Here is an 18,769-nt window from a genome sequence, read left to right on the forward strand (position 1 = left end):
CCGCTCCGCGCGGCCGCGGGGCGGGCGCCGGGCTGGGCGCCCCGGCACCGGGTAGAATCCGTTCATGCGACGACGGAAGCGCCGCCGCCGCACCCGCCTGCGCGAGCGTTACGAGCGGCGCCTCTTCGAGATCCTGCGGGAACTCTCGATCCCCCTGGTGATCCTCCACTTCACGCTGGCCGTGGGCACGCTGGGGTACATGGTGCTTTCCGGCGGCGACTTCATCAACAGCTTCTACATGACCGTGATCACCATCGGCACCATCGGTTTCGGCGAGGTGGTGCAGGGGGCCGACACCCGCGCCGGGCGCATCTTCACCACCTTCCTGGCGCTCGGCGGGGTAGGGGTTTTCACCAGCACGATCACCGTCATCGCGCGCGTGATCTTCAAGGAAGAACTGCAGCACCTTTGGAGGAGGCTTTCCATGATGAACGCCATCGACAAGCTGGAGGGGCACTACATCCTCGCCGGGTTCGACGAGGTGACGGCCGAGCTGGCGCGGCTGCTCGAGCGCCGCAAGGTGCCCTTCGTCGTCCTCGACGACACCCAGGAGGGGCTGGCGCGCATCGCCGAGTCGCGCCTGCCCTACTACCTACCCGAGGCCCCGTTCGAACAGGAGACGCTGCTGGCCGCGGGCATCCGCCGCGCCGAGGGGATGGTGGTCAACCTGGGCGACGACGCCCGCAACATCTCGATCATCGCGGTGGCGCGGCTGCTGCGCCCCGAGCCCGAGGAGTTCGCCATCTACTCCTTCGCCTCCTCGCCCGACGACGTCGAGCGCCTGGAGGAGCTGGGCGCGAACCGCGCCTTCTTTCCCGGCCGCATGGTCGCGGGCCGGCTGGCGGCCTACCTGTTCCACCCCGAGTCCAGCTACCTGCAGGGCCTCTTCGACCGGCTGGCCTTCGGGGAGGAGACCGACGTGGACCTGCTCGAGGTGCGCATCGAGGAAGGGCACCCCTGGGCGGGCCGGCGCGTGGGTGAGCTGCGGCGGGAGCTGCGGGCCAACGTGGTGGCGTTGCGGCTGCCCGGGGGCCGGCTGGAGCTGGAACTCGACGACGAACGCGAGGTGCAGCCGGGCTGCGCCCTGATCCTGTTCGGACGCGCCGAGCGGCTGGAGAAGCTGCGCGAGCGCCTGGAGGTGGAACGTGAGCTCCCGTAAACTGCTGACCGACTTCTTCGTGTTGATGGCGCTGACGACGAACGTCAGCTTCGTGGTCTTCCCCAACGGCGTCGAGCTCTTCGTTACCGTGGTCACCAACCTGGCGGCCACGCTGCTCAAGGTGGGTGAGGGGAGGGTGCTCTCGGCCGAGCTGATGGCCACGGGCCTGGTGGCCGACCTGCACCTGATCCCGGCGCTCTACTTCTTCTACGCCGGGAACCCCGCCGAGGCGGTCTCGCTCGCCTGGGGCGCACTCGCGGCCAACGTGGTGAGCGTGCTGCTGGTGGTGATCGACACCGTGCTCAAGAGCTACATGGAAGAAGAGTAGCTAGCCCCCGATGCCCAGCATCACCCGTTCGCGCACGGTGGGCAGCGTCGAGCCCTGCCGCGGCTTCTTGCCCGCGGCGGCCAGCAGGGCCTCCTGAAGCGCGGCCACCGGATCGTCGGCTTCGAACGCCCAGGCGATGTCGAGCTCCAGGTCGGTGAGCAGGCAGGGGCGGATCTTCTTGTCCGAGGTCAGGCGCAGGCGGGTGCAGTTCGTGCAGAAGGGTTCGGAGACCGAGTTGATGAAGCCGATGGTGCCCTGGCTGCCGGCGATCCGCCAGACCCGGGCGGGCGAGCTGGGGTCGGTGGGCACCTCCTCGAGGGGGCCGAAGCGCTCCTCGATGCGCCGCCGCGTCTCGGCCCCGGAGACGAACTGCCGCTGGTACTCGTCGAAGGGGGCGTTGTTGAGGTGCATGTACTCGATGAAGCGGACGTGCAGCGGGCGGTCCACCGAGAGGGCCGCCAGGTCGCCCACCTCCTGGTCGTTGACGCCTCCGATCACCACCGCGTTCAGCTTGACGGGGTGGAGCTCCAGCTCGAGCGCCAGCTCGATGGCGTCCCACACCTGGGCGATCTCGCCGCCGCGGGTCAGGTTGCGGAAGACGTCGGGGTTCACCGCGTCGATCGAGATGTTGACGCGCGACAGCCCCGCGTCCAGCAACTCGCGGTGGCGGCGGCGGAAGAGGGTGCCGTTGGTGGTCACGGCCACGTCGCGCACGCCCGGGGTGGTGGCCGCGGCCTCGATCATCTCGGGCAGTTCGCGCCGCACCAGCGGCTCGCCGCCGGTGAAGCGCACCGCGTCCATGCCCAGACTCGCGGCCGCGCGCAGGAAGTGGCGCACGTCGTCGGTGGTCACGGTTCCGGGGGGGTCGCTCATCTCCATGCCCAGCGGGTGGCAGTAGACGCAGTGGTAGTTGCAGCGCGGGGTGATGGAGATGCGCAGGTCCCGGAGCACGCGGCCGTAGTTGTCGATGAGCTTCATAGCGCCCCCTTCCAGCGTGTTGCACATTATAGCAACACGCTTTCGGGGCGAATGCAAGCCCGCTTACCGCCCGCGCCTATACTGGGGGCGATGAACGAAGCGACCGAACGCACGCACTCCGGGTTCGTGGCCATCCTGGGCAAGCCCAACGTAGGCAAGAGCACCCTGCTCAACCAGATGTTGGGCGTCAAGGTGGCCCCCATCAGCCCCAAGCCCCAGACCACCCGCAAGAGCGTGCGCGGCATCTACACCGAAGGAAACCGCCAGATCGTCTTCGTGGATACCCCGGGGCTGCACAAGCCCGCCGACGCCCTGGGCGACTACATCAACCGCCAGGTCACCGAGGCGCTTTCGGACGTGGACGTCGTTCTCTGGCTCGTGGACCTGCGCCACCCGCCCACCCCCGAAGACGAGCTGGTGGCCCGCACCCTGGAGCCGCTCGTAGGGAAGAAGCCGGTGCTGCTCGTGGGCAACAAGGCCGACGCCGCCAAGTACCCCGACGAGGCGCTCGCGGCCTACGCGGCGCTGCTGCCCGGGGCCGAGGTGCGCAAGATCAGCGCCCTGTCCGAACGCGACGTGGCCAAGCTGCGGGCCGAGATCCTGGCCCTGCTGCCCGTAGGGCCCTTCTTCTACCCCCCGGACCACGCCAAGAGCGACCAGCCCATCGAGGACTGGATCGCCGAGACGATCCGCGAAGAGGTGATGAAGCGGCTGCGCCAGGAGATCCCCTATGCGGTCGCGGTCAAGGTGGAGGAGGTGGCCGAGCGCGAGAACGGCACCCTCTACGCCCACGCCGTCCTCTACGTGGAGCGCGAGGCGCACAAGCCGATCCTGATCGGGAAGGGGGGACGCATGCTGAAAGAGCTGGGGCGGGCGGCGCGCAAGCAGCTCGAGCTCTTCCTGAACCGCCCGGTCTTCCTCGACCTCGAGGTCAAGGTCTACCCCAACTGGCGCAAGGACCCGGAAGCGCTGCGCGAGCTCGGGTACGAGTAGCGCTAGAGCCGGTAGAGCACGAAGGTGAGCAGGCCTTCGTAGGGGCCCGCAGGTTCACCGGGCTCGAGCCGGACCCCCAGGTTCAGGTCGAAGCGGGCGCTGCCCACGCCCTCGCGCACGGTGCGCTCGAGGGACGAAAGCGTCTGCCCCGCGAGCACCAACCGCTCGGGCGGCAGCGTAAGCGGCCCGGCGAGCGGAGTGGCCGTCACGGTGAGGCGCCAGGCGGTGTTGCCCACCACGCGGACGTGCAGCACGCCCGGCGAAACCCTGCCGTCTTCCACGCGGACGGGTACCTGTTCCGTTGGCTGGCCGTTGATTTCGAGCCACAGAATTTCGGGCATCCGCACCACGAAATTCGTCGTGTTGCCGCCCGCCCAGGCCAGGCCCAGAACCAGCGTCAACGCCGCAATCCATATCTTCTTCTGCATTCCCACCACTCCTCTGTGGGTGGAATGCAACCGGTCGTGCTCGATGGGGGGAAGTGATCGTCGAAAACGTAATCATCTTCTTGGCCGGTTGCACCACTGGCTCCCCGTGCCCCTTGGTGCCCAGATTGGGGACACACGGTTCATCGCCTCCAAGATTTGAGCCGTCTCGCGGCTCGCGAGCGCCCGCCCCGCTGGCGGACCCTCGTACCCTTAGCCTAGCGCTCCGGGGCGGCCGGGAACACCCCCAAACGGGTGATAGGAAACCGGCCCTCGTTGAACCCGTTCCGATGAGGTGCAACGAAGGCCCCCACCCCCGCTTGGGTGCCCCCATTTGGGGGTAGGCAAGCCGGGGCGGCTTGCCTAGCCTGGGATGTGTAGTTGGAGGCGATGACCCGCCAGGTCCCTATACGGGCGCCAAGGGACGAGCGGCGAGCCAGTGGCGCGACCGACCAAACCCCTACAAGGAGGAGATACGACGATGAAGAACGCGATCAGACTCTTGGTGTTGGCCGGTGCGCTCCTGAGCGTTGGGGCGATGGCCCAAGCGCAGCAGAACTGGAACTTCAGCTTCCCCGTCTACGCCTACGTCTACACCAACACCAGCTCGGTGGACTTCGACTTCACCGCCACCACGACCGGAACCGTGGTGTACGCGGGGGCTGCGGGCCAGGCGTCCAAGGCCAACCTGCAGAGCTGCATCGGCAGCCTCGTCACCTCGTCGCTGAGCGTTACCGCGCAGAACAGCGCTCCCACGAACCCTAGCTCGCTAGGCAGCTGCGAGTTCGGTCCCACCAGCGTTTCCACCAGCGGCTACACCGTGAACTGGAACGGTCTGGGGAGCGCCGACGGCTCGCTGCTGGTCATCACCAACTCGTCCACCTACTCGGTGACCGTCTTGGCCGACAGCCTTCCTTCCGGCGTGACCTACAAGGTGGCCCCCGATTTCGGTGACGCGTCCGGCATTGCCTTCACCAACATTCCTACCGGCACCGCAGCCGGTCTGGCCACCCATAACGATGGCCTGTACACCCAGTACGCCGGCGTGTACGCCATCCCGCTCACCTTCGCTGCCGACGTCGACCCCACGGCCCCCGCGGCCACCACCAGCGCCGTCACCACCCTCGTTACCTACACCGCTTCCGCTCCGTAATGCCCACATTCCCCCTTGGGTATACTGGAACGGTGTTTAGGAACCTCTCGAACCCCCGGAACTGGTCGCCGGGGGTTCTTCTGCTTTGGTTGCTGGTTTCGGCGTTGGCGCAGTCGGGGATCGGCGTAGCGCCGCCGCGCTACGAACTGGTGCTGGCCCCCGGCGATTCCACCACCCAGACGGTGGCCCTGTTCAGCCGCAACACCCCCGATCAGGTCATCGAGGTAAGCCTCGTGGATTGGCTGATCGATCCCGACGGTGGCGTGAAGACGCTTCCCCCGGGATCTTTGCCTTACAGCGCCGCAGCGTGGCTGCGCACCGCACTGGATCCCTTCACGCTCGAGCGCGACGCCACCCACGAGGTGCGCTTTACCGTCAGCGTTCCGGCGAGTCCGGAGCTTTCCGGCAGCTATCGGGCGGCGCTGGCCTTTACGACCGAGCCGCGGCCCGTCGAGCGGAAGGGCATCGTGGCGCTGATGCGCACCCGGGCGCTGGCCGTCGTCTACGTCACCGTCCAGGGCACCGAGCAGCCCGCCGCCGAGCTGCAAGGCGTCACGGTCGTGGCCGACGAAGGCTCCGGGAAGCGCTACCTGGTCGCCGACGTGGTGAACACCGGCAACGTCTACCTGCGCCTCAACGGGGAGCTGCGCTTCGTCGACACGGCGGGCGAGGTGGCGCGGCGGGTCGCGCTGCCCGAGCGGGTGCTGCTGCGCGAGGGGTTGGTGCGCTACCGGCTGGCCCTCCCCGAGGACCTTCCGGAAGACGCGATCCTCGCCCAGATCGAGATCCAGCCCCAAGGCCCGGCCGGGGGTTACGGCGGCCCGCCGCTCTACGGGGAGGTGGCGCTCCGGTGAGGCGCGGCTTCGCGGCGCTGTTGCTCGTCCTGGCCGGTCTGGGTTCGGCTCAGGTCTGGTACTACAACGTGGACCAGGACAACCGCTTCGACCCAAGCACCCTGAACTTCAACCCCAGCGCCCTCGAGCTGATGTGCGCTGGCCTGCTGGAGCCGGGGGCGACGCCCGCGGGCGGGGCGACGGTGGGCAACCTCACGCTCCCCGCCGGCTGCCCGGCCGCGCCTCCGGTCGTCGTCTACGGCACCGACCCCAACACCGGCGACCCGGTCTACGCCACGGTCCTGACCGTCAAGTTCTGGGGCCGCCGCCGCGCCGACGACCGCACCTACGGCACGGATCCGCTCGTGCGCCTGATCGAGCGCGCGTACGCCCTGCAGGTCGACGCCCGCGGCGATCTGGGGCGGGTGGACGGGCAGTTCCTCAGCCCCTTCACCACGCCGCCGGCCGGCGTGCCGCCGCTCACGGGTTCCTGGAACGCCTGGCAGGCTTCGCAGACGATCTCCTTCGGCGCCCCGCAGATCTCGGACGTACGAAACTTCAACCGCCGCTACCCCACCTGCCGCAGCCTGTACAACGACCGTTGCTGGACCGCGGTCTTTACCTGGGTGCTGCCGGCGCGGCTGGTGTTGCACGGCAACGAGACCGGCAGCGCGCAGCTCACGCTCACGCCCGGCCTCTTCGTGCGCAGGACGGCCGCGACGCTCGGCGTCCGCGGCGGCGCGTTCGAGACGCCCGAGCTGAAACCCTACGCGCCCTAGTTCTTCCGGATCAAGACGAACTTCTCCAGCTCCACCAGCTCGCCGGAGGCCAGCCGCGCCTTGGCCGCATAGCTCCAGCGCGCCGCCGCGTCCGCGGGCACGACGAGCTTCCCGGCCCAGTCGGCCCCCTGGCCGGTCAGTTCGACGCGCTCCCCTGCGACCTCGAGCCAGCTCGCCTCCACCGGGGCGTACCAGTGCACCGCGACCTCCAGGGTCTGGCCGGGGCGCGCCACCGGGAGCGACCGCGCCACCCCCCAGGGGGCGTCGGGGCTGACGCTCAGGAAGAAGGGGAAGCGCGCGAGCGCGCCGTTCAGGGCTTCCACCTGCAGCGCCAGCGATCCTTCGGTGTCAGTGGGAACGTGCACCCGACCGCGCCAGATACCCTCTTCCTCCGCAGCCGGCAGCAGGACGCCGACGATGCGGCCCTGCAGGGTCACGACGACCCGGCCGGGTTCGCCCTGGAGGCGCGCTTCAAGGAGGGGTGCGGCCCCCGGCGGAACCCGGTCGGCTTCGGGCCGGACCTCGAGGATCTGCACCTTGCCGCCGGTGTAGACCTTGCGCTCTGGGGGGCGGACGGCCAGCTCCACCCGCCCCGTCTCGCCGGGACGCAGCAGGACGGTGGCCGGCGGGACCAAGGCCTCCCAACCCTCAGGAAGCAGGTCTTCGAGCAGGCGCACGGTGTAGCGCCCTGGCGCGAGCGCGGGCACCGTGAACGCGCCGCCGGGCTCGGTGAAGAGCGATATCCGACGCCCCAAAGCGTCTTCGATGGCGACCGCGAAGCGGCGGGGCGGAAGCTCGCGGCCGGGTTCGGCGACGACGCGCACCCGGCCCTCGAGGACGCTGCGCGCCGCGAGCACGAGGCGAACGGAGACGCTCTGCTTCCGCCGCACTTCGACGCGGACCTGGGCGCGCACGGGCACCAGCACGGCCGGCAGCCGGGCGGGGTCGACCTCGATGGTGTAGGTTCCCGGGGGCAGTTCCAGCCGGAAGCGCCCTTCGGCGTCGGTGCGGGTTTCGCGGTCGCCGGCGCGCACGACGAGGCCTTCGCGCAGCCGGGCGGGGCCCTCGACCACGACCTCGCCGGTGACGACGCCCACGTTGCGGCCGCCGAAGAGGCGGGTCACGGCGGGCGGCACCTCGAGCACCAGCGGCATCTGCGCCCCGAGGCCCAGGGTGGTGCGGCCGCTGTACCACTCGCGGTCGACGCGGGCCTGCAGCAGCGCGCCTCCGGCGGGCGCCTCGAACGCCAGGGCGGTTTTCAGGTCGGGTTTCCAGGGCGACCAGGCCAGGTCGGCGCGGGTGCGCAGCTCGCTGCCCCCCAGACGCAGGCCCAGCTGCAGTTCGTTCTCCTCGAGCGGCCAACCGAGCCGGCCGTTCAGCGCGAACAGCGCCAGGCCCTCCGCGGCGCTGGCCTCGCTGCCCCCGGAGATCGTGAACGACGTGCGCCCCGCGCGGTGCTCGACGCGGGCTTCGGCGCCGAGGTCGCTCCAGGGGGCGGGCAGGTCGAGCCGCGTGCGGGCGAAGGCGCTCAGGCGGTCGGGGCCGGCCGCCGCGCCGAAGGTGACCGCGAGCGGCAGGTCGAGCTCGAGCCGCTCGCTGCTGCTTGCCGCCGCCAGCCCCCAGTCGTCGACGCCCAGGCCGGTCCAGGCGAGGCGCCCCCCCACGCTGAAGGGCTCGGGGTTGACGTCCGCGCTGAAGCGGAACTCGACGGGGGCGGCCGGTTCCCCCGTGAAGCCGCCCTGCAGCCGCACCGGCCAGTCGCGGTAGCTGAAACCGTAGGCGAGTTCGCCATTCAGTTGGGGGCGGAAGGGCCGCAGCGTCAAGGAGGCCGTAAGGGTGCCGGGCCGGAAGGCCGCCGCCTCGCCCTCCCCGGTGGCGAGGTCCGCGCGCAGGCGCAGGCTCGGATCCTCGTCGAGGAGCGCGGACGCGCCGAACCCGTAGCCGCGCCCGCTGACGTCGAAGTTCATGCTGCCCCGCCAGACGGGCCCGCTGAGCGCGATCTGGGTGCTGACCGCGCCCTCGAACAGCCCCAGGGCCAGCCCGTAGCTGGGGCCGAAGGCGGCGCTCAGGTAGCCCCCCTGCCAGCTCAGGCCCAGGCTGCCCGCGGGCTGGCTGCCCAGGGCGTAGCCCGCGCCGAGGCTGAAGTGGGTGAAGTCGGAAAGCGGTCCGGCCGCGCCCAAGGAGAACGAGAGGTCGCCGGGGTAGCGGTAGGCGGCGCCCAGGCGACCCAGCAGCTGGAAGGGGCCGTCGCTCTTGGCGCGCGCCGGCTGGACGGCGAGGTACCCCTCGCGCTCGAGCCCGCCGCGCTCGAGCCGCACGACCACCCGCAGCACCCGCGGCTCGGCCACGGTCACGCGCAGCTCGCGCCGCTCGCCGGGTTCGAGGGGAAGGCGCGCCTGGTAGACGGGCACCCCCTGCAGGGTGAGCAGGCGCACGAGGACGACGTCGGCGCCGTTGCCGGTGTTCGCCACCTCCAGCGCGAAGCGCCCGAAGGGCGGGAGGTAGGCCACCTCCGCCGGCCAGCGCGCCTCGAGCCCGGGAGCGTAGGCCACCTCGGTGAAGGCGTCGGCGGAAGCGCCGTCGGCCTGGAGGCGCAGGCGGTCGCGGGTTCCGGCGGGAACGCCTTCGGGCACGCGCAGCGTGACCGGGAAGTAGTAGGGCCGCCCGGCTTCGAGCGCGATCGTGCGTTCGCGGGCTAGCAGCGGCCAGCCGTGTTCGGAGGCGAGGCGCAGCCGCACGCGGCCGGAGCCGTGCAGGACGAAGACGTGGGTGACGGTCGCGCCCGGCGCGGCCTTCTTGACCTCGGGGGAGGCCCGCTCGACCTGCACCCCCTGCCCCAGCACCGGCACCCCGAGCAGGATCAGCAGGACGATCCAGAGGGCGAGGCGCGGACGCAGAGGGGTGCAGGGAGCCATCCCGACCATTCTAAACGCCCATGGTTACGCAATTCTTCCCTCAAACGGGGGTATGAACGGCGCCCCGGACGGCCTTAGAGTAGGATGGGAAGACTGCGGGGATCTTGGAATGCGTGAAATTTGGAAGATTTTGGGAGTATTTTTGCTTGCCGTTCCGGCGCTGGCCCAGGTCAACGCTGTTTGGGTGATCCGCGACCACGAGATCGTGAACGGCGAACTGCGCACGTACGTGGGCACCAAGGTCTACCCCGTGAACGGCATCGAAGAGGTGCGGGCCCTCGCCGAGGTGGTGCGCCGCGAGGCCCGGCCCGCCCGCTGGGTCTACGATCCGGAGCGCGGCTGGGTGGCGCTGCAGCGCCGAGGTTACCGCATGGACGTCGAGGCCGCCGTGGTGGCCTACCGCGACGCCGCCTTCCTGGGCAGGACCCAGTTCGTGATCCCCGTCGAGGCGATCGAGCCCGAGCCGAGCGTGACCGAATGGTACGCCCGCGGCGTGCGCGAGCTGATCGGCGAGGGGGTGACCGGGTTTTGGGGCTCGAGCCCGGCGCGCATCCACAACATCCGCACCGGGGCGGCGCACCTGAGCGGCACCTGGATTCCCCGCGGCGCCGAGTTCTCCTTCAACCGCGCCGTGGGCGCGATCGACGAGGAGCACGGCTACGTGGAGTCGCTGGTCATCGTCGGCGACGCCACCGAGAAGGGGGTGGGCGGCGGCATCTGCCAGGTCTCCACCACCACCTTCCGCGCCGCCTTCTTCGCCGGGCTGCCGGTGACCGAGCGTTACCCGCACAGCTACCAGCTGCGCTACTACCGACCCGTGGGGCTGGACGCCACGATCTACCAACCCTGGCGCGACCTCCGGTTCACCAACGACACCCCCGGCGACGTCCTGGTGCTGGCCCAGGTGCGGGGGTACAAGCTCTACGTTCGCCTCTTCGGCACCGCCGACCGCAGCGTCGAGTGGGAGGGGCCGTTCATCCGCGACCGCAAGCCGCCGCTCGAGCCGCGCGAGGTCGTGGACGAGACCCTCGAGCCCGGTTACCGCAAGCAGATCGACTGGGCCGCCGAAGGACTGACCGCGGTGGTGCGGCGCAAGGTCTACTACGCCGACGGCCGCGTCTACGAGGACGTTTTCGAGAGCGTCTACCGCCCCTGGGGCGACGTCTTCCTGGTCGGCCCCCCGGGGCTCGAGCCCGCGGTGCCGCTCCCGCCGATCATCGGCAAACCCGAGGTGCAGGGCGCCGGCCCGCCGCCGCGCCCCTAGGCCCCGAACTTTTGCAGCTTGCCCGCGTGCGCCAGCAGGAGCGGCAGCACGTGGGTGCCGTGCAGGTCGCCGAGCGCGCCCCCTGCCGCCTCGTCCTCGGTGAAGCGGCGGGCCGCGTCGGCGCGCAGGTTGGGGCCGTAGAGCAGGAAGGGCACCGGGTGCCAGGAGTGCGCCTTCATCACGCTGGGCGTGGAGTGGTCGCCGGTGATGGCGATCACCTCGGGCTCCAGCGCCAGCAGCTCGGGCAGCAGGGCGTCGAAGGCCTCGATCTTGTGCACCTTCGCGTCGAAGTCGCCGTCCTCGCCGGTGGAGTCGGTCTTCTTGAAGTGCAGGTAGAAGTAGTCGAAGGCTTCCCAGTGGGCCTTCAGGGCCGCGAGCTTGCCTTCGGGGGCGTCGGGGTCCTCGCCCACCTCGACCTCCAGCGCGGTCATCCCCACCAGCGAGGCCACCCCGCGGTACATCGGGTAGCTGGCGACCGCCGCGGGGGTGAGCCCGGTGATCTCGCCCAGGGTGGGCCAGACCGGGCGCTTGGAGACGCCGCGAAGCAGCACCCCGTTGATCCTGGGCTCGTCCGCGAGCGCCTGCCGCGCCAGCGCGCTGAACTTGTTGAGCACGTCGGCCGTCTTGGCGCTGGGCTCGTCGCTTTCGTCGTGCGGACGGGCCGCGAGCGGCGGCACCCCGGTCTTCTGGGGGTCGGTGTCGTGGACCCGGTCGCCCAGCCCCACGCCCCGCAGCACCAGCACGAAGCGGTGCTCCGACTCGGTGTGGAGCTCGATCCTGACGCCGTCGATCTCGCGGATGCGCTCCCTCAGCTTGGCGAGCACCCGCCGGTTTTCCTCGGTGGGGGGGCGGCCGGCGCGGCGGTCGGCGATGGTGCCGTCGGGGTTCAAGGTGGCGAAGTTGCCGCGCACCGCGACGTCGTCGGGCCCCAGCTCGATGCCCAGCCCCAGCGCCGAGAGGACGCCGCGCCCGACCTCGTAGCGGAAGGGGTCGTAGCCGAAGAGGCTCAGGTGGCCGGGCCCGGAGCCGGGCGCGAAGCCGGGGGCCACCAGGGTGACTCGCCCCAGGTTGGCCTTTTCGGCCAGGGCGTCGAGGTTGGGGGTGCGGGCCGCGGCCAGCTCCGTGGGCCCGCCCGGCTCGCGGGGCAGCCCGCCCACCCCGTCGAGCACGACGAAGAGGATCTTGCTGGGCGTGGTGCGGCTCAGTTCCTTGAGGTGGGGGAGGAGGTCCATGCCCGCATTCTACTCCCGCCGCGGCCCCGCCGACCGCAGGATACGTACAATTCGACGCACATTAAGATTGACATGAGTAATATCAAATGATATGTTACAGGTAGCGAAAGGGGGCGAGAGCCGTGTGGGCGCAGTGGTTGCGACGCATGACCCCGAAGCAGAAGGACCGCCTGCTCGAGGTGCTGGCCGAGCGTTACGCGGACGAGCTGCACGACGCCGCCCTGGTGGAGGCGGCGGCCGAAGGTCTGCCGTACGAGCACCTGCGCAAGGTGCTGAGGCGCATCGCCGCGCGCGAGCGCAAGCACGCGGAGTGGTTGCGCGCCAAGATCCGCGAACGGGGCGGCACGCCGCCCCCGCCGCCCCGGCTGCCCGCGGCGCCCACCTGGCGGGAGGTGCTCGAGGCCTTCGAGTCCGAAAAGGCCGACCAGGTGCGCTACCTCGAAGAAGCCTACGGCGCCGACGACCCCGAGCTGCGGGAGCTGCTGACGCGGATCCAGCACGAGGAAGAAGAGAACTACCGCGACCTGCTGGACGTGGTGACGCGCATGGAGTCGCACGCCGGAGGCGCATAGAAAGGAGGCGGCCGTGATCTCCAAAGAGGCCATCCAAAAGCTGAGGAACGAGATCGGGCTGCGTTCCGGACCCGTCCTCTCGCTCTACCTGGCCACCAACCCCGCCAGCCGCGACGTGCTCGACTACTCGGCGTCCGGGAAGCGCAAGCCCTTCGTGATCCGCGCCAAGGACACGATGGCGGCCCTGGGCGTTCCCGCGAAGGTGCGGGACCGGGTGCTCGACCGGCTCGAGCACGACGTGATCCGCGGCCGCACCCGCGCGGTCTTCGCCACCGAGGACGAGATCGAGATCTACGACCTGAACGTCGACCTGCCGGTGGTGAACCTGCCCCACGGCGAGGTGCTGGCGCGCTGGGGCGAGCCCTACGTGCTGCCCCTGGTGCTGGCGCTCGACGAGTACGAACGCTACGCCGTGGTCCTGCTCGACGAGGAGCGCTGGCGGCTCTTCGAGGTCTACCTGAACGACGTGCGCGAGGTGGCCGACGCCTTCCGGGCGGTCGCGCCCGAGACCTGGCGCAAGCTCTCGGAGTCGAAGCCCGCCACCCCCATGGGTCCGGGCGCGCTCGGCACCACGGCGCGCGGCGGAATGGGCCGCGACCGCTTCGACCGCCGGGTGCTGGCCTGGACCCACCGCTTCTACCGGCAGCTCGCCGGGGAGCTGGAGCGCTGGCTCGAGCGGCTGGGGGCCGAGCGGCTGATGCTGATGGGGGTGCCCGAGGAGACCCGCTACTTCGAAGAGCTGCTCCCGCGCGCCGTGCGCGAGCGGGTGGTGGCCCACCTGCCCATGCCCGCCGGGGGCAGCAAGGTGGACGCCAGCGAGGTGCTGGCGCTCACCGAGGCGGCCATCGAAGAGGTGGAGCGCCGGAAGGAGGCCGAGCTGCTCGACCGCATCCGCGAAGAGGGCGTCTGGGGCACCGAGAACGTGCTCGAGGCCCTGCAGGAGGGGCGGGTCTACGTGCTCGTCATGCCCTGGCACCCGCAGGGCAAGGTCTGGCGCTGCCCCGACACCGGCTACGCCGCGCTGGCGCGTGAACGCGCCGAGGCCGTCTGCCCGGGCGCGGCGGAGGAGGCCGACCTGGCCGAGACGCTGGTCGAGCTCGCCGGCCTCTTCGGGGCGCGCGTGGAGTTCGTTCGCGGAGACAACGCGGACCGCCTCGAACGCGAGTTCGGCGGTCTTGCGGGGCTCAAACGCTGGTGAACACGGATGGAGGTGCAACCATGATGCGTTGGGATCCGTTCAAGGAAATCGAGGAACTGCAGGAGCGGCTGGGCCGCGGTCTGGGCATGGGCCGGGGGGCGCGCGGCGAACAGACCCTGGCGCCCCTGGTGGACGTCTGGGAGGACGAGCACGGACTCCACTTCGCGGTCTACCTGCCCGGCATCGAACCCGACAAGGTCGAGGTCACGGCCGAGGAGGAGACCCTGACGGTCAAGGCCGAACGGCCCTTCGAGAAGCAGGAGAACGTGGCCTACCACCGGGTCGAGGGGCCGTACGGCACCTTCGTGCGCAGCTTCTCGATCCCCGCGGTCTACGACCTGGGCAAGGTGGCCGCCAAGTTCAAGAACGGCGTGCTCTACCTGACCGTTCCGCGCGCGGAGGAGACCAAGCCGCGCAAGATCCAGGTCGAGGTCGAGTCCTGAAGCGGGGTGGGAGGTGGTGCCCGTGATCATGCGCGCGCCCCAGTTCGAGCGGCTCTTCCGGATCGCGGCGTCGCTGGACGTGGACAAGGACGACCTCAAGCGCCTGTCCGACTTCCTGGGCAAGAAGATCTACGACCTGCTCGTCGTCGCCGAGCGCAACGCCAAGTACAACGCCCGCGACGTCATCTACGAACCCGACCTGCCCGTCACCAAGGGGTTGCAGGAGACGATCCGCGAGTTCGAGCAGATGGACGTCGCCCCCGAGCTCGAGCCCGTCCTCGACCACCTCGCGGGCCTGCCGCCGCTGGACCTGGAGGTCAGCGACGACGTACGGGCGCTGCTTCCCAAGCTGGCGGGCGCCCTGGTGGTCGCGGCGGCGCGCGTGATCCGCGAGCTGGACCCGGACGTCAAGAACCCCCAGACCGAACACTGGGAGCGGCTCGAGCGGGTCTTCGACCTGCTCCTCTAAGCCGCCCCACAAGACCACGCCGGCCCGCGCGCGGGCCGGCGTTTTCGCGTGCGCGGGCTCAGACGAACTTGCGCAGCACGTTGGCGATCTCCTCGGGGCTCGCGGGGTCGCCCTCGGCCACGTCGGTGGCGCAGAGCGTCAGGAACTCCTTGAGGATCAGGTTGGCGGCCGACTCCATGGCTTTCTTGGTCGCCGTCATCTGCGTCAGCACCTCGTCGCAGGGGCGGCCTTCGCCCACCATCTTCTGCAGGCCGCGCACCTGCCCTTCGATGCGGCGCAGACGCTTGATGATGCTGTCTACGGTCTCGTCGCCCAGGTCGGTCGTGCGCATCGACATATACCCATACCCCCTACTGGACCCAGCATACCCCGTGCCGGGTCGTTCTGCCACTTCGCCGGCTGAAGGCCGCGGCTTGCGGGTAGGCTGGGGCATGGAGCTCTACCTGGGAACCGGCGGCTTCAGCTACCCCTACTGGAAAGGGGTCTTCTACCCGCCGGGGCTAAAGCCGAGCGACTACCTGTGGCACTACGCCCGCCACTTCAACGCGGTGGAGGTGAACGCCAGCTTCTACCACGTGCCCACGGCCAGGACCTTCGCGGGGATGCTCGAGCGCTCGGGCGGGCGGGTGCGCTTCGCGGTCAAGGTGCACCGCTCGGTCACCCACGCACGCGATGCGACGGACGGGGTCTACGCCCGCCTCTTCGAGGCGACGCGGCCCCTCGCCGAGGCGGGCGTGCTCGGGCCCTTCGTGGCCCAGTTCCCCTACGGCTTCCACCGCACCCCCAAGAACCGGCGCTACCTGCTCGAGGTGGCCCGCCGCTTCGAGGGGCACACCCTCGCCGTGGAGCTGCGTCACGACAGCTGGGCCCGCGATCCGGTCTGGAACGCCTTCCGCGAGCTGGGCCTCGTCTGGGTGAGCGCCGACTACCCGCCGCTCGCGGGCCTGCCGCAAAGCGGCCTGGTGGCGACGGCCCCGGTCGCCTACCTGCGCCTGATGGGGCGCAACGCCGCGAAGTGGTGGGACCACGAGGAGCGCGAGGAGCGCTACGACTACCTCTACACCCCCGAGGAGCTGCGCCCCTACGTCCGCGCCCTGGCCGAACGCGCCGGGGAGCTGCGGGAGGCCTGGGTGGTCTTCCACAACACCCCGCGCGGCCAGGCGCTCGTAAACCTGGGCACCTTCAAGGACCTGCTCGAAGAGCTGGGCCTCGAGGCCGCCATCGTGCCGCCGCGGCCGGGTTAGGGTCAACCGCTCAGCGCGCGGCGAGCGCCTCGAGCAACCGCGGCAGCCGGCTCAGGTCGGGCTCCAGGTGGTCGGGTTCGGCGGCGGCCAGCACCTCGGGCGGGTGGGTGCCCCAGCTGACCGCGTAGGTGCACAGCCCCGCCGCCTTCCCCGCCAGGACGTCGTGGGTGGTGTCGCCCACCATGCAGACGCCGCGGCCGTTCACCGCCGCGAGCGCCGCCAGCACCACGTCGGGCGCGGGCTTGGACGGCAGCCCGTCGGTGCCCTGAACGTGGTCGAGCAACGGCAGCAGCCCCACGGCCTCGGCGAGCCGACGGGCGGTGCCGCTGCGCTTGGTGGTGGCCACCGCGAGCGCGAAGCCGCGCCCGCGCAGCTCGTCGAGCAGCTCGGGCACGCCCGGGTAGGGGCGGCTTTGGTCGGCCATGTGGGCGCGGTAGTGGGCGCGGTAGGCCTCGGCCAGCGCCTCGGCGTCGGCGCCGGGGGCGGCCCGGCGGAACATCTCGGCCAGGGGGCGGCCGATCAAGTCGGCCATCTCCGCATCGGTGGGCAGCGGCAGCCCGGCTTCGCGCAGCACGTGGTGGAAGCTCGCGGTGATGTCCGCGAGCGAGTCCACCAGGGTGCCGTCGAGGTCGAAGACGATCGTCGGCTTCAAGGCTTGGGCTTCCTCAGGATCCGGACGGTCTTGATGGTGTCCTGCTGGGTGAGCTTCTCCACCACGTCCTGGCCCGCGGTCACCTTGCCGAAGATCGTGTAGCCGCCGGTCAGGTGCGGCGCGGGGCCCAGGGTGATGAAGAACTGGCTGCCGTTGGTGTTGGGGTCGGCGGTGCGGGCCATGCCCACCCAGCCGGCGGCGTCGTAGCTGAGCGCGGGGTCGATCTCCAGGCCGAAGCGGTAGCCGGGCCCGCCGGAACCCCTTCCGGTGGGGTCGCCGGTCTGGGCCACGAAGCCGGGGACGACGCGGTGCCACCTGAGGCCGTCGAAGAAGCGGTGCAGCGCCAGGAAGACGAAGGAGTTGACGGTGTTGGGGGCGCTGTCCTCGAGCAGGTCGATGACGATCTTGCCCTTGCTGGTCTCGATCTCGGCGTAGTAGTCGTACTTCTTGTGGTCGGTAACGACCTCGGGTTTGTCGAAGCTGCGGACCGGGGTTTCGCTCAGGTAGTCCAGGGTTTCCATGGCGCCTGCTTTCTGCGCGGCCGCGGGGGCGGTCCCGCCCGCCGCGCTCTCGGATTTCTTGGGTTTGCAGCCCGAAAGCCCCAGGCCGAGGGCCAGGGCCAGGGCGAGGACGAGGGTCGTGCGCATACCGGCAGGATACCGCGGGGAAATGAAGGGGCGGTGGGCTAGCGGCAGCTCGCCCGCCCCGCGTCGCGCACATCGCCGTCGGTGGTCACGAAGCGCCAGGCGTAGGCGCCCGGCTCCAGCGTGAGCTCGAGCACCCCGTGCGCGTCGTCCACGAACGCCCGGCTGAGCGGGCCCGGGGCGTCGACGCGGCGCAGGCCCGCGCCCCCGGTTCCTACGACGAACTGCACCAGACCTCCTTCGGGGTCGTGGGCGCCGGCGGCGTCGCGGGGGGCGAAGCGCTCGTAGTCGTGGTCGTGCCCCGCCAGGTACAGCTCGGCGCGGTAGCGGTGGAGCAGGTCCCACAGCGCGTCCATTCCGGGAAGGTCGCCGTGGCGGCCGGAGCTGTAGCGCGGGTAGTGGGCGAAGGCGAGCGCGCAGCCCTCGGGCTCCTGGCGCAGCCGGGCCTCGAGCCAGGCGTACTGGGGCGAGCCCTCCCCGCAGCCCCCGACCCAGTCGCAGTTGCTGTTCAAGGCGTAGAGCCGCCAGCCCGCGAGCCGTGTCGCGTACCAGCCGTCGGTCGGCGCGGCCCGCGCGCCCCAGTAGCGGAAGTACCCGCCCCCGCCGCTGTAGTACTCGTGGTTGCCCGGCACCGGCAGCGTGCGGTTCTTGAAGCGCCCCCAGGAGGGGGCGTAGCAGTCCCGGAACTGGGCGTCGGTGCCGGCGGAGTAGGCGAGGTCACCCAGGGCGAGGACGTACCAGGTCGCGCCCTCGGGGGCCAGGCGTTCGATCAGCGCGGCCGTGGCCTCGTCGGCGTCGGACCAGCAGGTGGCGATGTCGCCGGCGACGTAGAGGGTCACGGACGCCGGCCCCTGGGACTGGGCGCAGCCCGTCCCGACCAGGGCGAGCAGCACGAGCGTCGGCAGGAAGAGCGCGCGCTTCATATCTTCGGCAGGGTGATGCCCCGCTGGCCCTGGTACTTGCCGCGGCGGCTCTTGTAGGTGGTTTCGGGCTTCTCCCCCTCGAAGAAGAGGATTTGCACGATGCCCTCGCCGGCGTAGACGCGGGCGGGCAGCGGGGTGGTGTTGGAGATCTCGAGCGTCACGTGCCCTTCCCAGCCCGGCTCGAGCGGGGTGACGTTGGCCACGATGCCGCAGCGGGCGTAGGTGGACTTGCCCAGCGCGATGGCGATCACGTTCTCGGGCATGCGGATGTACTCGACCGAGCGGGTGAGGGCGAAGGAGTTGGGCGGGATCAGCACCGCGTCCCCCTCGATCTCGACGAAGCTCTGGGGGTCGAAGGCCTTGGGGTCGACGACCGCACCGTAGGCGTTGGTGAAGACCTTCCACTCGGGGGCGGCGCGCAGGTCGTAGCCGAACGAGCTGACCCCGTAGGAGATCACCCCTTCCCGCACCAGGTTCTCCTCGAAGGGTTCGATCATCCCCTCTTCCCGGGCCATCCGCCGGATCCACCAGTCGGGCTTGACGCTCATGAGCCGAGTATACCCAG

Annotated in this window: 21 protein-coding genes and 1 riboswitch; of the genes, 12 read left to right on the plus strand and 9 right to left on the minus strand. The window is 70.6% G+C overall.

Annotated features, from left to right (window positions below; genetic code table 11):
• The first annotated feature begins 64 nt into the window (after nt 1–64).
• Together OCEPR_RS01140 and OCEPR_RS01145 are read left to right on the plus strand one after the other, a co-directional pair.
• On the plus strand, nt 65–1,159 hold the full coding sequence (locus OCEPR_RS01140) for a potassium channel family protein (RefSeq protein WP_013456868.1): 1,095 nt from the start codon (nt 65–67) through the stop codon (nt 1,157–1,159).
• On the plus strand, nt 1,146–1,487 hold the full coding sequence (locus OCEPR_RS01145) for a DUF6394 family protein (RefSeq protein ID WP_013456869.1): 342 nt from the start codon (nt 1,146–1,148) through the stop codon (nt 1,485–1,487). The genes OCEPR_RS01140 and OCEPR_RS01145 overlap by 14 nt, the downstream gene beginning before the upstream one ends.
• Here OCEPR_RS01145 and moaA read toward each other — a convergent pair whose 3' ends face one another.
• On the minus strand, nt 1,488–2,465 hold the full coding sequence (moaA, locus tag OCEPR_RS01150; RefSeq protein ID WP_013456870.1) for a GTP 3',8-cyclase MoaA: 978 nt from the start codon (nt 2,463–2,465) through the stop codon (nt 1,488–1,490).
• A 90-nt stretch (nt 2,466–2,555) separates the two neighbouring features.
• Here moaA and era point away from each other — a divergent pair, with 90 nt between their 5' ends.
• Nucleotides 2,556–3,458 carry a GTPase Era gene (era, locus tag OCEPR_RS01155; RefSeq protein WP_013456871.1) on the plus strand — a complete coding sequence of 301 codons (903 nt, stop codon included), beginning with the start codon at nt 2,556–2,558 and terminating at the stop codon, nt 3,456–3,458.
• A gap of 2 nt (nt 3,459–3,460) precedes the next feature.
• Here era and OCEPR_RS01160 read toward each other — a convergent pair whose 3' ends face one another.
• The gene (locus OCEPR_RS01160) at nt 3,461–3,886 is read right to left on the minus strand and encodes a hypothetical protein (protein ID WP_013456872.1); all 426 of its coding nucleotides are present in this window, start codon (nt 3,884–3,886) and stop codon (nt 3,461–3,463) included.
• A 73-nt stretch (nt 3,887–3,959) separates the two neighbouring features.
• Nucleotides 3,960–4,046: riboswitch (cyclic di-GMP riboswitch) on the minus strand.
• A gap of 318 nt (nt 4,047–4,364) precedes the next feature.
• Between OCEPR_RS01160 and OCEPR_RS01165 the strand changes: the two genes are divergently transcribed.
• The 3 genes from OCEPR_RS01165 to OCEPR_RS12725 are packed head-to-tail and all read left to right on the plus strand — an operon-like array spanning nt 4,365 to nt 6,648.
• Complete coding sequence (locus OCEPR_RS01165) at nt 4,365–5,036, plus strand: hypothetical protein (RefSeq protein WP_013456873.1); 672 nt, start codon at nt 4,365–4,367, stop codon at nt 5,034–5,036.
• Between the two features lie 32 nt (nt 5,037–5,068).
• Nucleotides 5,069–5,890, plus strand: a complete 822-nt coding sequence (locus tag OCEPR_RS01170; protein ID WP_041553883.1) for a hypothetical protein — start codon at nt 5,069–5,071, stop codon at nt 5,888–5,890.
• Nucleotides 5,887–6,648 (plus strand): hypothetical protein, encoded by a 762-nt coding sequence (locus tag OCEPR_RS12725; protein ID WP_013456875.1) that lies wholly within the window; start codon nt 5,887–5,889, stop codon nt 6,646–6,648. The genes OCEPR_RS01170 and OCEPR_RS12725 overlap by 4 nt, the downstream gene beginning before the upstream one ends.
• Here the strand turns inward: OCEPR_RS12725 and OCEPR_RS01180 are convergent.
• A complete protein-coding gene (locus OCEPR_RS01180) occupies nt 6,645–9,563 on the minus strand; it encodes a carboxypeptidase-like regulatory domain-containing protein (protein ID WP_041553888.1) in 2,919 nt (972 codons plus the stop codon). The two genes, OCEPR_RS12725 and OCEPR_RS01180, sit on opposite strands and share 4 nt — an antisense overlap.
• 109 nt (nt 9,564–9,672) lie before the next feature.
• Between OCEPR_RS01180 and OCEPR_RS01185 the strand changes: the two genes are divergently transcribed.
• Nucleotides 9,673–10,827: a VanW family protein gene (locus OCEPR_RS01185; RefSeq protein WP_013456877.1), complete on the plus strand. Its 1,155-nt coding sequence runs from the start codon at nt 9,673–9,675 to the stop codon at nt 10,825–10,827.
• Here the strand turns inward: OCEPR_RS01185 and OCEPR_RS01190 are convergent.
• Nucleotides 10,824–12,059: a 2,3-bisphosphoglycerate-independent phosphoglycerate mutase gene (locus OCEPR_RS01190; protein WP_013456878.1), complete on the minus strand. Its 1,236-nt coding sequence runs from the start codon at nt 12,057–12,059 to the stop codon at nt 10,824–10,826. The two genes, OCEPR_RS01185 and OCEPR_RS01190, sit on opposite strands and share 4 nt — an antisense overlap.
• Nucleotides 12,060–12,205: 146 nt before the next feature.
• On the opposite strand from OCEPR_RS01190, the gene OCEPR_RS01195 reads away from it, so the two are divergent.
• The 4 genes from OCEPR_RS01195 to OCEPR_RS01210 are packed head-to-tail and all read left to right on the plus strand — an operon-like array spanning nt 12,206 to nt 14,741.
• Nucleotides 12,206–12,631, plus strand: coding sequence for a ferritin-like domain-containing protein (locus OCEPR_RS01195; protein WP_041554358.1), 426 nt, complete (start codon nt 12,206–12,208; stop codon nt 12,629–12,631).
• Between the two features lie 13 nt (nt 12,632–12,644).
• The gene (locus OCEPR_RS01200; RefSeq protein ID WP_013456880.1) at nt 12,645–13,829 is read left to right on the plus strand and encodes a VLRF1 family aeRF1-type release factor; all 1,185 of its coding nucleotides are present in this window, start codon (nt 12,645–12,647) and stop codon (nt 13,827–13,829) included.
• Between the two features lie 20 nt (nt 13,830–13,849).
• Nucleotides 13,850–14,272: an Hsp20/alpha crystallin family protein gene (locus OCEPR_RS01205; protein WP_013456881.1), complete on the plus strand. Its 423-nt coding sequence runs from the start codon at nt 13,850–13,852 to the stop codon at nt 14,270–14,272.
• A gap of 28 nt (nt 14,273–14,300) precedes the next feature.
• Nucleotides 14,301–14,741, plus strand: coding sequence for a DUF1931 family protein (locus OCEPR_RS01210; protein ID WP_245544490.1), 441 nt, complete (start codon nt 14,301–14,303; stop codon nt 14,739–14,741).
• A gap of 58 nt (nt 14,742–14,799) precedes the next feature.
• Here the strand turns inward: OCEPR_RS01210 and OCEPR_RS01215 are convergent, their stop codons facing one another.
• Entirely contained in the window at nt 14,800–15,072 is a 273-nt protein-coding gene (locus OCEPR_RS01215; protein WP_041554360.1) for a metal-sensitive transcriptional regulator, read from the minus strand.
• Nucleotides 15,073–15,172: 100 nt separating this feature from the next.
• Between OCEPR_RS01215 and OCEPR_RS01220 the strand changes: the two genes are divergently transcribed.
• Nucleotides 15,173–15,985: a DUF72 domain-containing protein gene (locus OCEPR_RS01220; RefSeq protein ID WP_013456884.1), complete on the plus strand. Its 813-nt coding sequence runs from the start codon at nt 15,173–15,175 to the stop codon at nt 15,983–15,985.
• A 10-nt stretch (nt 15,986–15,995) separates the two neighbouring features.
• Here the strand turns inward: OCEPR_RS01220 and OCEPR_RS01225 are convergent, their stop codons facing one another.
• From OCEPR_RS01225 to dcd, 4 genes are read right to left on the minus strand one after another with little or no spacing between them, the layout of a single operon-like run.
• The gene (locus OCEPR_RS01225) at nt 15,996–16,637 is read right to left on the minus strand and encodes an HAD family hydrolase (protein WP_013456885.1); all 642 of its coding nucleotides are present in this window, start codon (nt 16,635–16,637) and stop codon (nt 15,996–15,998) included.
• The gene (locus OCEPR_RS01230; protein WP_013456886.1) at nt 16,634–17,284 is read right to left on the minus strand and encodes a peptidylprolyl isomerase; all 651 of its coding nucleotides are present in this window, start codon (nt 17,282–17,284) and stop codon (nt 16,634–16,636) included. Before OCEPR_RS01230 ends, OCEPR_RS01225 begins: the two co-directional genes overlap by 4 nt.
• Nucleotides 17,285–17,322: 38 nt before the next feature.
• Complete coding sequence (locus OCEPR_RS01235; RefSeq protein WP_013456887.1) at nt 17,323–18,204, minus strand: metallophosphoesterase family protein; 882 nt, start codon at nt 18,202–18,204, stop codon at nt 17,323–17,325.
• The gene (gene dcd / locus OCEPR_RS01240; RefSeq protein WP_013456888.1) at nt 18,201–18,752 is read right to left on the minus strand and encodes a dCTP deaminase; all 552 of its coding nucleotides are present in this window, start codon (nt 18,750–18,752) and stop codon (nt 18,201–18,203) included. The genes OCEPR_RS01235 and dcd overlap by 4 nt, the downstream gene beginning before the upstream one ends.
• Between the last annotated feature and the right edge of the window lie 17 nt (nt 18,753–18,769).

It is taken from the genome of Oceanithermus profundus DSM 14977, assembly GCF_000183745.1.
Classification (GTDB): Bacteria; Deinococcota; Deinococci; order Deinococcales; family Marinithermaceae; genus Oceanithermus; species Oceanithermus profundus.

Excerpts from the sequence above, each read along its gene's own strand:
- OCEPR_RS01195 (WP_041554358.1), top strand. The coding sequence starts at position 12,206 with ATGACCCCGAAGCAGAAGGACCGCCTGCTCGAGGTGCTGGCCGAGCGT.
- dcd (WP_013456888.1), bottom strand. The coding sequence starts at position 18,752 with ATGAGCGTCAAGCCCGACTGGTGGATCCGGCGGATGGCCCGGGAAGAG.
- OCEPR_RS01165 (WP_013456873.1), top strand. The coding sequence starts at position 4,365 with ATGAAGAACGCGATCAGACTCTTGGTGTTGGCCGGTGCGCTCCTGAGC.
- OCEPR_RS01215 (WP_041554360.1), bottom strand. The coding sequence starts at position 15,072 with ATGCGCACGACCGACCTGGGCGACGAGACCGTAGACAGCATCATCAAG.
- OCEPR_RS01210 (WP_245544490.1), top strand. The coding sequence starts at position 14,301 with ATGCGCGCGCCCCAGTTCGAGCGGCTCTTCCGGATCGCGGCGTCGCTG.
- moaA (WP_013456870.1), bottom strand. The coding sequence starts at position 2,465 with ATGAAGCTCATCGACAACTACGGCCGCGTGCTCCGGGACCTGCGCATC.
- era (WP_013456871.1), top strand. The coding sequence starts at position 2,556 with ATGAACGAAGCGACCGAACGCACGCACTCCGGGTTCGTGGCCATCCTG.
- OCEPR_RS01220 (WP_013456884.1), top strand. The coding sequence starts at position 15,173 with ATGGAGCTCTACCTGGGAACCGGCGGCTTCAGCTACCCCTACTGGAAA.
- OCEPR_RS01185 (WP_013456877.1), top strand. The coding sequence starts at position 9,673 with ATGCGTGAAATTTGGAAGATTTTGGGAGTATTTTTGCTTGCCGTTCCG.
- OCEPR_RS01160 (WP_013456872.1), bottom strand. The coding sequence starts at position 3,886 with ATGCAGAAGAAGATATGGATTGCGGCGTTGACGCTGGTTCTGGGCCTG.
- OCEPR_RS01140 (WP_013456868.1), top strand. The coding sequence starts at position 65 with ATGCGACGACGGAAGCGCCGCCGCCGCACCCGCCTGCGCGAGCGTTAC.
- OCEPR_RS01190 (WP_013456878.1), bottom strand. The coding sequence starts at position 12,059 with ATGGACCTCCTCCCCCACCTCAAGGAACTGAGCCGCACCACGCCCAGC.
- OCEPR_RS01235 (WP_013456887.1), bottom strand. The coding sequence starts at position 18,204 with ATGAAGCGCGCGCTCTTCCTGCCGACGCTCGTGCTGCTCGCCCTGGTC.
- OCEPR_RS01205 (WP_013456881.1), top strand. The coding sequence starts at position 13,850 with ATGATGCGTTGGGATCCGTTCAAGGAAATCGAGGAACTGCAGGAGCGG.
- OCEPR_RS01230 (WP_013456886.1), bottom strand. The coding sequence starts at position 17,284 with ATGCGCACGACCCTCGTCCTCGCCCTGGCCCTGGCCCTCGGCCTGGGG.
- OCEPR_RS01180 (WP_041553888.1), bottom strand. The coding sequence starts at position 9,563 with ATGGCTCCCTGCACCCCTCTGCGTCCGCGCCTCGCCCTCTGGATCGTC.